The sequence below is a fragment of the Sphingobium lignivorans genome (assembly GCF_014203955.1).
In the GTDB taxonomy this organism is placed as follows: domain Bacteria; phylum Pseudomonadota; class Alphaproteobacteria; order Sphingomonadales; family Sphingomonadaceae; genus Sphingobium; species Sphingobium lignivorans.
In genome coordinates, this window is sequence record NZ_JACHKA010000001.1 from 29,380 (window position 1) to 43,005 (window position 13,626).

General features: G+C 65.9%; 12 protein-coding genes and 1 pseudogene. 11 read left to right on the forward strand and 2 right to left on the reverse strand.

Annotation, left to right across the window (positions count from 1 at the left end):
• Positions 1–80: 80 nt before the first annotated feature.
• From HNP60_RS00150 to HNP60_RS00195, 10 genes and pseudogenes are all read left to right on the forward strand, one after another.
• A complete protein-coding gene (locus HNP60_RS00150; RefSeq protein WP_338056676.1) occupies positions 81–824 on the forward strand; it encodes an NF038132 family protein in 744 nt (247 codons plus the stop codon).
• 96 nt (positions 825–920) lie between these two features.
• Positions 921–2,039, forward strand: coding sequence for a cell division protein ZapE (zapE, locus tag HNP60_RS00155; RefSeq protein ID WP_184148719.1), 1,119 nt, complete (start codon positions 921–923; stop codon positions 2,037–2,039).
• Positions 2,036–3,163: a glycosyltransferase gene (locus HNP60_RS00160; RefSeq protein WP_184148722.1), complete on the forward strand. Its 1,128-nt coding sequence runs from the start codon at positions 2,036–2,038 to the stop codon at positions 3,161–3,163. The genes zapE and HNP60_RS00160 overlap by 4 nt, the downstream gene beginning before the upstream one ends.
• A 103-nt stretch (positions 3,164–3,266) precedes the next feature.
• A complete protein-coding gene (locus HNP60_RS00165) occupies positions 3,267–3,485 on the forward strand; it encodes a hypothetical protein (RefSeq protein WP_184148725.1) in 219 nt (72 codons plus the stop codon).
• A 64-nt stretch (positions 3,486–3,549) separates the two neighbouring features.
• A complete protein-coding gene (mdh, locus tag HNP60_RS00170; RefSeq protein WP_014074398.1) occupies positions 3,550–4,512 on the forward strand; it encodes a malate dehydrogenase in 963 nt (320 codons plus the stop codon).
• Between the two features lie 65 nt (positions 4,513–4,577).
• Positions 4,578–5,462, forward strand: coding sequence for a succinate--CoA ligase subunit alpha (gene sucD / locus HNP60_RS00175; protein WP_014074399.1), 885 nt, complete (start codon positions 4,578–4,580; stop codon positions 5,460–5,462).
• A 97-nt stretch (positions 5,463–5,559) separates the two neighbouring features.
• A pseudogene (locus HNP60_RS00180) lies at positions 5,560–8,380 on the forward strand (2-oxoglutarate dehydrogenase E1 component).
• Between the two features lie 34 nt (positions 8,381–8,414).
• Positions 8,415–9,689, forward strand: coding sequence for a 2-oxoglutarate dehydrogenase complex dihydrolipoyllysine-residue succinyltransferase (gene odhB, locus HNP60_RS00185; RefSeq protein WP_184148728.1), 1,275 nt, complete (start codon positions 8,415–8,417; stop codon positions 9,687–9,689).
• A 90-nt stretch (positions 9,690–9,779) separates the two neighbouring features.
• On the forward strand, positions 9,780–11,180 hold the full coding sequence (lpdA, locus tag HNP60_RS00190) for a dihydrolipoyl dehydrogenase (protein ID WP_184148731.1): 1,401 nt from the start codon (positions 9,780–9,782) through the stop codon (positions 11,178–11,180).
• A 12-nt stretch (positions 11,181–11,192) separates the two neighbouring features.
• The gene (locus tag HNP60_RS00195; protein WP_184148735.1) at positions 11,193–11,882 is read left to right on the forward strand and encodes a hypothetical protein; all 690 of its coding nucleotides are present in this window, start codon (positions 11,193–11,195) and stop codon (positions 11,880–11,882) included.
• Positions 11,883–11,888: 6 nt separating this feature from the next.
• On the opposite strand, the gene HNP60_RS00200 is transcribed toward HNP60_RS00195, so the two are convergent.
• On the reverse strand, positions 11,889–12,467 hold the full coding sequence (locus HNP60_RS00200) for an NADPH-dependent FMN reductase (protein WP_184148739.1): 579 nt from the start codon (positions 12,465–12,467) through the stop codon (positions 11,889–11,891).
• Positions 12,468–12,603: 136 nt separating this feature from the next.
• On the opposite strand from HNP60_RS00200, the gene HNP60_RS00205 reads away from it, so the two are divergent.
• Complete coding sequence (locus HNP60_RS00205) at positions 12,604–13,272, forward strand: trimeric intracellular cation channel family protein (RefSeq protein ID WP_184051811.1); 669 nt, start codon at positions 12,604–12,606, stop codon at positions 13,270–13,272.
• Here the strand turns inward: HNP60_RS00205 and HNP60_RS00210 are convergent.
• Entirely contained in the window at positions 13,248–13,625 is a 378-nt protein-coding gene (locus HNP60_RS00210; RefSeq protein ID WP_260394575.1) for a GFA family protein, read from the reverse strand. The genes HNP60_RS00205 and HNP60_RS00210 overlap by 25 nt on opposite strands.
• Position 13,626 lies beyond the last annotated feature (1 nt).

A 13,626-nucleotide genomic window follows, 5' to 3' on the forward strand; every position in this document is an offset into this window, starting at 1 on the left:
CGCACTTCCAACCATTCTGAACATCAGAATTTCGAAGGGAATCGACCATGTGGGATTCGAAAATTCTATTCATTGCGCCTGTGGCCTTGGCTGCGGCGCTGGCGACGCCGGCGTCGGCCTCCAGTATGGGAAACTGGGGTACGCTCGGAGCGAACGGCGTTGTCACGGCGTCGCCGGACGGCGGCACCTATGGCTATGTGTCGACCGATGGTGGCATTGAGGGCGCGGGCGCGCTGCCGGGCGTGGGTGGGACCACGGGCTCGGTCTACGAGAGCAGCAGCTTCTTCGCCAACGCCGGGTCCATGCTGCAATATTATTTCAATTACGTCACGTCCGACGGCGCCGGCTATGCCGACTATGCCTGGGCTGCGCTGCGTCCGGAAACGGGTGACGACATCATCCTCTTCACCGCCCGCACCACGACGTCCGGCGACACCGTGCCCGGCTTCGACCTGCCCGGGCTCGCGCCCGGTGTCGTCCTCGATCCGGGTAGCACGCCGATCATCGGCGGTGCGCCGACATGGAGCGCGCTGGGTGGTTCGTCGGGTAGCTGCTGGTCGGCTGGCTGCGGCTATACCGGCTGGATCCAGGCCAATTACAGCATCGTGGACGAAGGCAATTATACGCTGGTGTTCGGCGTCACCAACTGGAGCGATTCCGGCTATCAGTCCGGCCTCGCCTTCGACGGGCTGACGATCGACGATGAGCCCATTGACCCGACCCCGCCGGTTCCCGAGCCCGCGACCTGGGCGATGATGATCGGTGGCTTCGCGCTGGTCGGCTCGACCATGCGTCGTCGCAAGCTCCGGGTGGCCTTCGCCTGAAGGCAGTTGCCTTCGACGGCCAGATGATTCGGCGGCGCGGCAGGAAACTCTGCCGCGCCGCTTTTCCTTATGCGCCGCCTGCGCTAGGCGCGCGGGATGACTCGGCTGATCGATCGCTATGACATTCTCGTCGCCGCCGGCGAGCTGAGGCCCGATCCCGATCAGCGCGCCGCCGCGGTGCGGCTCACCCGCCTGCAGGCCGAACTCGAGGCCGCGCCCAAACGGGGGTCGGTCCTGTGGCGGATGCTGCGCAAGGCGCCGGAGCCGGTGCGCGGGGTCTATCTCTGGGGCGGGGTGGGGCGCGGCAAGTCGATGCTGATGGACCTGCTGCGCGACTGCCTGGACGGTCCGGCCAAGCGTCGTATCCATTTCCACGAATTCATGCTCGATGTGCACGCCCGGTTGCGCGCGGCAAGGGAAAGCGAGACCGGCGACCCCATCCCGCCGGTCGCGGCCGCGCTGGCCAGCGAAGTGCGCGTGCTGCTGTTCGACGAGATGGTGGTGAACAACATGGCCGACGCGGCGATCATGTCGCGGCTGTTCACGGCGTTGCTCGACGCCGGCGTCACGCTCGTCGCGACATCCAATCGCCGGCCGGACGACCTCTACAAGGATGGCCTCAATCGCGAGCTTTTCCTTCCCTTCATCGACTTGCTGAAGGACCGGCTGGACGTGCTGCCGCTCAATGGCCCGACCGACTATCGGCTGGACCGGCTGGGCGGGATGAACACCTGGCATGTCCCCAATGGCGACGAGACGACGGCCCGGCTGCGCGAGATCTTCTTTCGCCTGACCGATTATCCGCCCGAGGACAGCGCGCATGTGCCGAGCGAGGAACTGGCGATCGATGGCGGGCGCAGCCTTCATGTGCCCAAGTCCCTGAAGGGCGTCGCGGTCTTTTCTTTCAAGCGCCTCTGCGGCGAGGCACGCGGCGCGAGCGACTATCTCGCCGTCGCGCGGCGTTTCCATACGGTCATCATCGTCGGGATTCCCCTGCTCGGGCCGGAGAACCGGAACGAAGCGGCGCGCTTCGTGACGCTGATCGACGCGCTCTACGAGCACAAGGTCAAGCTGATCGCGGGCGCCGCCGCGGAACCGGCGGCGCTTTACCCGCACGGCGACGGCAGCTTCGAGTTCGAGCGCACGGTGTCGAGGCTGATGGAAATGCAGTCCGACGCCTATCTCGCGCTCGGTCACGGCGCCCACGCGGCATGAACGGGCCGCAGGGCATCGGCGCACCGACCGCCCTGCTTCCTGCCGCGCTCGCCATCATCGTGCCGACCTTCAACGAGGCGGCGAATGTGCGCCTGCTGATCACGCTGGTCGACAGGGCGCTTGCGGGGATCGCCTGGGAACTCGTGTTCGTCGACGACAATTCCCCGGACGGAACCGCCAGCGCCGTCCGCGAGATCGCGCGTGCCGATCCGCGCGTGCGCATTCTCCATCGCTTCGGCCGGCGCGGCCTGTCGAGCGCCTGCGTGGAAGGCATTCTCGCGACCGCCGCGCCAATCGTGGCGATCATGGACGGTGACCTGCAGCATGACGAGAGCGCCTTGCGGCCGATGTTTGATCGGATCGGCAAGGGCGATGTCGACCTGGTGGTGGGGAGCCGCCATGTAGCGGGCGGGAGCGACGCGGACTGGAACGAGAAGCGCCGCAGGATGAGCCGGTTCGCGACTCGCCTCGCGCTTCGGCTCACGCGCGTGCCGATATCCGATCCGATGAGCGGTTTCCTGATGATCCGGCGCGAGGCCTTCATGCGCTCGCTCCCCCGGCTCTCCAATGTCGGCTTCAAGATCCTGCTCGACATCCTGGCGAGTGCGCCCGTGCCCCTGCGGGTCGCGGAAATCCCCTATGTCTTCCGTGACCGTCAGCACGGCGAAAGCAAGCTCGATACGCTGGTGCTGTGGGAATATGCCCAGCTTCTTCTCGACAAGGCATTCGGGCAGGTCGTTCCCGTCCGGTTCGTCAGCTTTGCCATGGTGGGCGGGCTGGGCGTGCTCGTCCACTTTGCCGTGTTGACGGCAGCCTTCAAGGGCTTCGGCCTGCCTTTCGCGCTGGCGCAGGCGGTCGCGACGGCGGTGGCCATTTCGAGCAATTTCCTGCTCAACAACATCTTCACTTATCATGACCAGCGCCTGCGCGGCTGGGGCCTCCTGCGCGGCTGGATCAGCTTCAATCTGGTCTGCGCATTCGGCGCGGCCGCCAATGTCGGCGTGGCCGACTGGCTGTTCACGCACCGAAGCTGGTGGGCGCTCTCCGCTCTTGCCGGCATCATGGTGAGCGTGGTCTGGAATTATGTGATGTCGGCCTTCTTCACCTGGCGACGGCGAGACTGAAGCCGCATCGCGAGTCTCGCAAAGTTCCGGAAGTGATTGCGCCGCGCCGGACGGCCCGGCGCTCGACCAATATGATGCACTCGTCATCGCGCCATCCGTCCTCATGGCTGGCGCTGTCTTCATCCTCGGCGCAAATCACGTCGGTCGACTTGCCAGTCGTCGGTTCATCCGAGCTGGAGGAGCGGGCTGGGGCGGTCCGAAAATGCCGGCCGACCAGGTGATTGCGCCTCAGATCGCGACAGCCAAAGTGAAACGATCGACCATTAATGATATTGCGAACCAATTGCAAAGAAAGTCGGATTTCTGGGCCGATCTTCATTGAACGGTTAGGAAAATGGGCCTAAGGCCCGGCCATTCCTTCCACTGCGCAAAGGAGACAGAGGCGCATGGCTCGCAAGAAGATCGCTCTCATCGGCGCCGGCAACATTGGCGGCACGCTCGCTCATCTCGCAGCCCTGAAGGGTCTGGGCGACATCGTTCTCTTCGACGTGGTGGAAGGCGTGCCGCAGGGCAAGGCACTCGATCTCTCCCAGTGCGGCCCGGTGGAAGGCTTCGACGCGAAGATCACCGGCTCCAACGACTATGCCGACATTGCGGGTGCGGACGTCATCATCGTCACGGCCGGCGTCGCCCGCAAGCCGGGCATGAGCCGCGACGATCTGCTCGGCATCAACCTCAAGGTCATGAAGGCCGTGGGTGAGGGCATCAAGGCCAATGCGCCGGACGCCTTCGTCATCTGCATCACCAATCCGCTGGACGCCATGGTCTGGGCGCTGCGCGAATTCTCCGGCCTGCCGCACAACAAGGTGGTCGGCATGGCGGGCGTGCTCGACTCGGCGCGCTTCGCCACTTTCCTCGCCTGGGAGTTCGGCGTGTCGGTGAAGGATGTGAATGCCTTCGTGCTCGGCGGCCATGGCGATACCATGGTGCCCGTCACCAGCTACACCACTGTCTCGGGCATTCCGGTCGACGACCTCGTGAAGATGGGCAAGTCCAGCAAGGAAAAGATCGACGCCATCGTGGCGCGCACCCGCAGCGGCGGCGGCGAGATCGTCGGCCTTCTGAAGACCGGCTCGGCTTACTACGCGCCGGCCACCAGCGCCATCGCGATGGCCGAGGCCTATCTTGGCGACCAGAAGCGCATCCTGCCCGCTGCAGTGCATGTCGACGGCAAATACGGGCTCGATGGCCTCTATGTCGGCGTACCGGTGATGATCGGCGCGGGCGGTGCCGAGGAAGTGATCGAGATCGCTCTCGATGACGAAGCGAAGCAGAATTTCCAGGTCAGCGTCGATGCGGTCAAGGAACTGCTGGTGGCGTGCCGGGGCATCGACCCGAGCCTCGCCTGAGCGCATTCACCTGAACAGTTGCCGGGCGCCGCGTATCGGAGCCCGCAAAGGGGAAGAGAGACGGTATGAGCATCCTCGTCGACAAGAACACCAAGGTCATCACGCAGGGTATGACCGGTGCCACCGGCACCTTCCACACCGAGCAGGCGCTGGCCTATGGCACGCAGATGGTCGGCGGCGTCACGCCGGGCAAGGGCGGCACGACCCATATCGGCCTGCCCGTCTTCGACACGGTCGAGGAAGCGGTGAAGAAGACCGGTGCGACAGCCAGCGTCATCTATGTGCCGCCGCCATTCGCTGCCGATTCGATCCTGGAAGCGATCGATGCCGAGGTTCCGCTGATCGTCACCATCACCGAGGGCATTCCCGTGCTCGACATGGTGCGCGTCAAGCGGGCGCTCTCGGGCAGCAAGTCGCGCCTCATCGGCCCCAACTGCCCCGGCGTGCTGACGCCCGGCGAGTGCAAGATCGGCATCATGCCCGGCTCCATCTTCAAGAAGGGCAGCGTGGGCGTTGTTTCCCGGTCCGGCACCCTTACCTATGAAGCCGTGTTCCAGACTTCGAATGCGGGCCTCGGCCAGACCACGGCCGTCGGCATCGGCGGCGACCCGGTGAACGGCACCAATTTCATCGACGTGCTGGAGCTGTTCCTGGCGGACGACGCGACCGAATCGATCATCATGATCGGCGAGATCGGCGGCAATGCCGAGGAGCAGGCCGCGCAGTTCCTGATCGACGAGGCAAAGCGCGGGCGCAAGAAGCCGATGGCCGGCTTCATCGCGGGCCGCACGGCGCCTCCGGGCCGTCGCATGGGCCATGCCGGGGCGATCGTCTCGGGTGGCCAGGGCGGCGCGGAAGACAAGATCGCGGCGATGGAAGCCGCCGGCATCAAGGTCGCGGCGAGCCCGTCCGAACTGGGCACGACGCTTCTCGAGGTCTTGAAGGGCTGAGGTGACAGGGCCGGCTCTGCCGTTCGGGCAGCGCTGGCGGTAGAGCGAACGAGCCGCGTCATGCGGTGGATGACGTGGCGAAACGAGGATTCCGGCCATGGGTTTTGAGAATCAGGATTTCACTGGCCAGAGCGAGGTCGAGCAGGGTCCGAGCTGGGCCCGGAAGGGCTGGCCGCTCGATACGACGGACGATCTGACCGCCGCGCTCGATCCCACGCAGATGCAGCTCGCCGTCAAGGCTGCGAGCGCAAAGAGCGGCACCGCGCTGTCCGAAGCGGACATCGCGAAGGCGGCGGGCGATTCCATCCGTGCGATGATGCTCATCCGCACCTATCGCGTCCGCGGGCATCTGGCGGCCAATCTCGATCCGCTCGGCCTCGTCCAGCGCGACCTGCCGGCGGACCTGACGCCGGAATATCACGGCTTCTCGGGCGCGGATCTCGACCGGAAGGTCTATATCGGCGGTTCGCTTGGTCTTGAATGGGCCACGATCCGCGAGATCGTGGACATTCTGCGCGCCAATTACTGCGGCAATGTCGGCCTCGAATATATGCACATCGCTGATGTGGAGGAGCGCCGCTTCCTGCAGGAGCGCATGGAAGGCAAGGACAAGGAAATCATCTTCACCGAGAACGGGAAGAAGGCGATCCTGGCCAAGGTCATCCAGGCCGAACAATATGAGAAGTTCCTGGGCCGCAAATATGTCGGCACCAAGCGCTTCGGCCTCGACGGCGGCGAATCGATGATTCCCGCGCTGGAAGCGGTCATCAAATATGGCGGCCAGCTCGGCGTGCGCGAGATCGTCTACGGCATGGCGCATCGCGGGCCGGCTCAATGTGCTTGCCAATGTGATGGCCAAGGGCTTTCGTGTCATTTTCCACGAGTTCTCGGGTGGCACTGCCAATCCCGAGGATGTCGGCGGCTCGGGCGACGTCAAATATCATCTCGGCACCTCGACGGACCGCGAGTTCGACGGGATCAATGTCCACATGTCGCTGGTGCCCAATCCCTCGCACCTCGAGACGGTCGACCCCATCGTGCTCGGCAAGGTGCGCGCGCAGCAGGTTTTCCGGGACGATATCGGCCCCGGTCAGCACAAGCAGGTCCTGCCCGTGCTCATCCATGGCGACGCGGCTTTCGCGGGTCAGGGCATCGTGTGGGAATGCTTCGGCTTTTCGGGCGTGCGCGGTTACAATACCGGCGGCTGCATCCACTTCGTGGTCAACAACCAGATCGGCTTTACGACGAGCCCGCAATTCGCGCGCTCCTCGCCCTATCCGAGCGATGTCGCCAAGGGCGTGCAGGCCCCGATCCTGCATGTGAATGGCGACGACCCCGAAGCTGTGACCTTCGCCTGCAAGCTGGCCATCGAGTATCGCCAGACCTTCCACCGCGACATCGTGATCGACATGTGGTGCTATCGCCGCTTCGGCCATAATGAAGGCGACGAGCCCAGTTTCACGCAGCCGCAGATGTACGCGCAGATCAAGCAGCACCCGCCGGTGAGCGAAGTCTATGCCGCGCGCCTGCGCGAGGAAGGTGTGGTCGACGACGCGTTCATCCAGGCCACGGCCGACGGTTTCGTCGCGCTGCTGGAGGAGGAGTTCGAAGCCGCCAAGACCTACAAGTCCAACCATGCCGACTGGTTCGCCGGGCGCTGGTCGGGCCTGCATCAGCCGGCGGACATCGAGACGGCCCGCAAGAATGTCGAAAGCGCCATCTCGCCCAAGCTCTTCGAGAGCCTGGGACGCACGCTGACGACCGTGCCGCAGGACCTCAACGTTCACCGCACACTGCGCCGTATCCTCGACGCGAAGGCGGAGATGTTCCGTACCGGCGAGGGTTTCGACTGGGCCACCGGCGAGGCACTGGCATTCGGGTCGCTCCTGTCGGAAGGCTATGGTGTGCGCTTGTCCGGACAGGATTCCGGGCGCGGCACTTTCAGCCAGCGGCACGCGGTGTGGCTCGATCAGGAGACGGAGCGGAAATATATCCCGCTCTCCACCGTGCCCCATGGCCATTTCGAGGTCTATGACAGCCCGCTCAGCGAATATGGCGTGCTGGGCTTCGAATATGGCTACGCGATGGCCGACCCCAAGAGCCTGGTGCTCTGGGAAGCGCAGTTCGGCGATTTCGCCAACGGCGCGCAGATCATCGTCGATCAGTATATCGCCGCGGCCGAAGCCAAGTGGCTGCGGGCCAACGGGCTTGTGCTGCTGCTGCCGCACGGCTATGAGGGGCAGGGCCCCGAGCACAGCTCGGCACGCCTGGAGCGCTATCTCCAGCTCTGCGCGGAAGGCAATATCCAGGTCGCCAACTGTACGACGCCGGCCAATTATTTCCACATCCTGCGCCGGCAGATGCTGCGGCCGTTCCGCAAGCCGCTCATCCTCATGACGCCCAAGTCCCTGCTGCGCCACAAGCTGGCGGTCAGCAAGGCCGAGGACTTCATGGGCGACCGGCATTTCCAGCGTATTCTCTCCGATCCCAATGGTTCGGCGGATGCACAGACCCGCAAGCTGGTGCTCTGCACTGGCAAGGTCGCTTATGATCTGCTGGAAGCGCGCGATGCGGCCGGAGACAAGCACACGCAGATCGTGCGCGTCGAGCAGCTCTACCCCTTCCCCACGGAAGCGCTCTCGGTGCGCCTCAAGCGCCTGCCCGCGCTGGAGGAAGTCGTCTGGTGTCAGGAAGAGCCGCGCAACAACGGCGCCTGGTTCTTCGTCGAACCCTTCATCGAGCAGGCCCTGAGCGATGCCGGAAAGGGCCCGATGCGGGCGCGCTACGCCGGCCGCAAGCCTGCCGCCTCGCCTGCCACCGGCCTCGCGCGTAGACATGCCGCCGAGCAAGGCGCGCTGGTCGCCGATGCACTTGGTCATAGCGTGCGGACGGAAATCCGCCGCCAGAAGAAAGCTTAAGTCCCGCGAGTCGCGCGGAACCAGGAGGAATGACATGGCCACCGAAGTGAAAGTGCCCACGCTGGGCGAATCGGTCACCGAGGCGACCGTCGGCCAGTGGCTGAAGAAGCCCGGCGAAGCCGTGAAGGCCGACGAACCGATCGCGAGCCTGGAAACGGACAAGGTCGCCATCGAGGTGCCCTCGCCCGTGAGCGGCGTGCTAGGTGAACTGCTCGTCAAGGAAGGCGATACCGTGAATGTCGGCGCGGTCATCGCGACGATCGAGGATGGCGGGGCCCCGGCGGCCAAGGCGGCCAGCGCAGCGCCGGCCCCGGCAAAGGCTGAAGCAGCGCCTGCGCCCGCAGCCACGCCCGCGCCCGCCGCACCGGCCCCCGCTGCCGCCCCCGCGGCGGAATCCGAGAGCGCCTCCGGGCCGATCACGCTGTCGCCCGCCGTGCGCCGTCTGGTCCTCGAGCATGGCCTCGACCCCAGCCGGATCACCGGCACCGGCAAGGATGGCCGGCTGACCAAGGATGACGTGCTCGCGGCCATCGCCGCCGGCACCGCCGTCGCGGCTGCCCCCGCGGGCGCCAGCCCGGCCGCGTCCGCCGCGCCGGCCTCCGGCCCTTCCCGCGAGCAGGAGCGCGTGAAGATGACGCGCCTGCGCCAGACCGTCGCCCGGCGGCTGAAGGAAGCGCAGAACAACGCCGCCATTCTCACGACCTTCAACGATGTCGACATGACCGCCGTCATCGAGGCGCGCGCGAAGTACAAGGATCTGTTCGAGAAGAAGCACGGCATCCGCCTCGGCTTCATGGGCTTCTTCGTGAAGGCCGCGTGCATGGCGCTCAAGGACATTCCGGGCGTCAACGCGCAGATCGAGGGCGACGAGATCGTCTACAATAATTTCTGCGATATCTCGGTCGCGGTTTCCGCGCCCAATGGCCTCATGGTGCCGGTGATCCGCAATGCCGAGAGCATGAGCATCGCGGAGATCGAGAAGACGATCGCCGATTTCGGCAAGCGCGCCAAGGAAGGCTCGCTTTCCATGGCGGACATGGCCGGCGGCACTTTCACCATTTCCAATGGCGGCGTGTTCGGCAGCCTGCTGTCCACGCCCATCATCAATCCGCCCCAGTCCGGCGTGCTTGGCCTGCACCGCATCGAGGAGCGCCCGGTCGTCAGGAACGGCCAGATCGTGGCGCGGCCGATGATGTATCTGGCGCTGAGCTACGACCATCGCCTGATTGACGGGCGCGAGGCCGTGACCTTCCTTGTCGCGATGAAGAATGCGATCGAGGATCCCACCCGGCTGCTGATCGACTTGTAATCGATGCAGCAGGGGGCCGGGCTTGCAGGGCCCGGCCCATTGTTCAGGTAGCGCAGCCCTTCGACAGGCGGGGGCGAACGGAGCAGGAAGATGGCAGACCAGTTCGATTATGATGTCCTCGTGATCGGCGCCGGCCCGGGCGGTTATGTCGCGGCGATCCGTGCCGCGCAGCTTGGCCTGAAGACCGCCTGCGCGGAAAGCCGGGAAACGCTTGGCGGCACCTGCCTCAATGTCGGGTGCATTCCCTCCAAGGCGCTGCTGCATGCGTCCGAATATTTCGAGGCGGCGGCGGGCGGCAAGATGGCCGCCATGGGCATCAAGGTGAAGCCGGAACTGGACCTTGCGACCATGCAGGGCCAGCGCGTCGACGCCGTGAAAGGCCTCACCGGCGGCGTTGAGTTCCTCTTCCGCAAGAACAAGGTCGACTGGCTCAAGGGCCTCGCCACCTTCAAGGATGCGCACAGCGTCGAGGTGGCCGGCAAGACCGTGACGGCGAAGAACATCGTCATCGCGACCGGCAGCTCGGTGACGCCGCTGCCCGGCGTCGCGGTCGACAATGCCAAGGGTGTCATCGTCGATTCGACCGGCGCGCTGGAGCTGGACAAGGTGCCGGGCCACCTCGTCGTCATCGGCGGCGGCGTGATCGGCCTGGAGCTGGGCAGCGTCTGGCGCCGCCTGGGCGCCAAGGTCACTGTCGTCGAGTATCTCGACCAGATCCTGCCCGGCATGGACAGCGACGTGCGCAAGGAAGCGAACAAGATCTTCCGCAAGCAGGGCATCGAGTTCAGGCTGGAAACCAAGGTGACCGGCGCAACCGTGAAGGGCAAGAAGGCCACGCTGACCCTTGAGCCCGCCGCTGGCGGCGAGGCCGAGAAGCTGGAAGCCGATGTCGTGCTCGTCGCCATCGGCCGCCGCGCCAATACCGAAGGGCTGGGGCTGGACAAGATCGGCCTCGCACTCAACCAGCGCGGACAGATCGAGACCGATCACGACTTCGCCACGAAGGTGCCGGGCGTCTGGGCGATCGGCGATGTGATCCCCGGTCCCATGCTGGCGCACAAGGCCGAGGACGAGGGTATCGCCGTCGCCGAGAACATCGCTGGCCTTACCGGCATCGTGAATCATGACGTGATCCCGAGCGTCGTCTACACGCAGCCCGAGATCGCCGGTGTCGGCCTCACCGAAGAGGCGGCAAAGGCAAAGGGGTCTGTGAAGGTCGGCAAGTTCCCGATGCTGGCGAACAGCCGGGCCAAGACCAATCATGAGCCGGACGGGTTCGTGAAGGTCATTGCCGATGCGGAGACGGACCGGGTGCTGGGCGTCTGGATCGTCGCGTCGGTCGCCGGCACCATGATCGCGCAGGCCGCGCAGGCCATGGAGTTCGGCGCCACGTCCGAGGATATCGCCTATACCTGCCACGCACATCCCACGCACAGCGAGGCTGTGAAGGAAGCCGCCATGGCGGTGCTGGGCAAGCCGATCCACGTCTGACGGTCCCCGGGGGTGACGCAGCGCCTCCGCCGCCGGTTGAATCGCTTCCACGTCTGGCTGGGCTGGCTGGTGGCGGTTCCGCTGCTGCTATGGACGGTCAGTGGTCTCTTCATGGCGAGTTTCCCCATCGAGCAGATACGCGGCGCGCATCTGCGCCGTGAGATGCCGCCGCTCGACCGGGCCGTGCTTGTGCCACCGCAGCCGGGCAACCGGCCGATTTCATCCCTGACCGCCGAGCAGCAGGCGTCGGGGCCGCGTTGGGTCATCGCCTATGCCGACGGCAGTTTCGCGCGAGCCGACGGACGCACGGGCAAGCGCGTGGCCGCCGTGGATCGGCGGGAAGCCCTGGCCATCGCTCGCGCCGCCTATGCCGGGGCACAGGCCGTGCAGAGCGTGACCTTCTTTGCGGCGGATGCCAATCCGCTCGACCTGCGGCGCGCCCGGCCCGCCTGGCAGGTCCGCCATGCCGACGGAACGAATTTCTACATCGATAGCGAATCCGGACGTCTCCTCGCCGTCCGCAGTTCGCTCTGGCGCGTCTATGATCTGATGTGGGGGCTGCACATCCTCGATCTCCAGGATCGGGAAGACACGCATCATCCCCTTCTTTACGGCCTTGCCGCCATTGCGGCCGCGGCAGTGCTGCTCGGCACCATCCTCCTGCCCCTGACGCTCCGGCGCAGGCGCAGGATGAAAAGCTGACGCCCTTCAGGCAGTCGCGCGCTTCGCCGCTCCGGCGGACGCCCACCATTCCAGTTCGTCGGCGAAGGCGGGGAAGGCCTTTTCCAGCGCCGCGCCGCCCTCGCCGGTCGGTTGGCCGGCTTCATCGAGGCTCGCGGTGATGCCGCCCACCGCGACCGTCGCCGGCACCACCGCGATGCCGAGCGAGGCAAGCGTGGGATGCCAGGCCGAGCCGGACCGCGCACCGGCCATGCGCCCGGCGGAATAGGTCACGATCCCGGCGGGGCGCCGGCGCCACTCCTCGACATAGTGATCGACGAGATTCTTGAGGCCGGGCTGGATGCCCCAATTATATTCCCCCGCCACGAACAGGAAGCCGTCCGCCGCGCTGATTCGCCGCGCCAGCGCCGCCATGGTCTCTGGCGCCTCGCCCGGCCCATGGTCCATGTAGCGCTTGTCCAGCATGGGCAGCCCGATTGCCCTGGCGTCGACCAGTTCGACGGCATGGCCACGTTCGGCAAGGCGCTCCACGCAATAAGTGGCCAGCCGGATTCCGGCGCGGTTCTCCCGGTAGGATCCGTAGAAGACGAGAAGCGACAGGGACATGAGGCGGCTTCCTTTTCCATTGTGCCCGGTGGCGGGCGAGAAGGGCTCGAAGGCGAGGTTAGAGCGTCGCTGCGGATATCGCCAGCCAGCCAAGCAGGTGCTCGACAGGCTCCGGCCCCGGCAATAAAGCCAAGTCATGCCTCCGTCCGAGTTCAGTGTTCCAGTTGGCCCGATCCTGCAACTGCTGAGCTATGTCGGCACGTTCGTCTTTGCCGCGTCCGGGGCTCTTGCGGCGGCCCGGGCGCAGCAGACGCTCGTCACCTTCGCGTTCTTCGCGCTCATTACCGGCGTCGGCGGGGGGACGGTGCGCGATCTGCTGATCGATGCGCCCGTCTTCTGGATCCACGATGCCTGGATGGCGATCATCTGCATTTCCGCCGCCTTCGTCGTCTATCTGACGCCCGAGCGCTGGTGGCCCGCGCGTGCGCTCGACTGGATGGATGCGGTCGGGCTCGCGGCATTCGCCGTGTTCGGCACGGCCAAGGCCATGAGCTTCGGCGTCCATCCCTTCGTGGCGGCGCTGATGGGCGTGATCACGGGGTGCGTGGGCGGCATCATCCGCGATCTGCTGGCAGGGGAGCCATCGATCCTGTTGCGCCCGGAAATCTACGTGACGGCGGCGGCGCTCGCGGCGGGCCTCTACGCGCTGTTCCTCAGCCTCGGTCTTCCTTCCGCGCCGGCGAGCGCCCTTGCCGCGACTGCCGGGTTTGCCTTGCGGGCCATCGCGATCGCGCGCGGGCTGGCTCTGCCGTCCTATGGCGCGCCGGCCGAGCCACCCGGTCAGGCCGGCGGGCCCTCGGCATAGCAGGGTACGTCATCGGGCAGCGGCACCCATGGCTGCCGGGCGGATACCCAGATATGCGCGGACGGCGCAAATCGATCGGGTTCGTCCAGGCTTCCCATGGTGAGGCCGATGCTGTTCGTCGCGGCCCGCTCCGAGAATAATGTCGTGCCGCATTGCGTGCAGAAGCCGCGCCGCAGCTCAGCGGAACTGTCGGTGATCGTCACGGCGTCGAGCGGCACCATCACGCGCGCATAGAAGGGCGCGCCGGTGGCCTTCTGGCAGAGCCGGCAATGGCACGCCCGGACATTGATCGGTTCGGCATCGGTGGTGTAGCCGCACGCGCCGCAGAGGCAGTCGCCCGAGATCATGGGCATG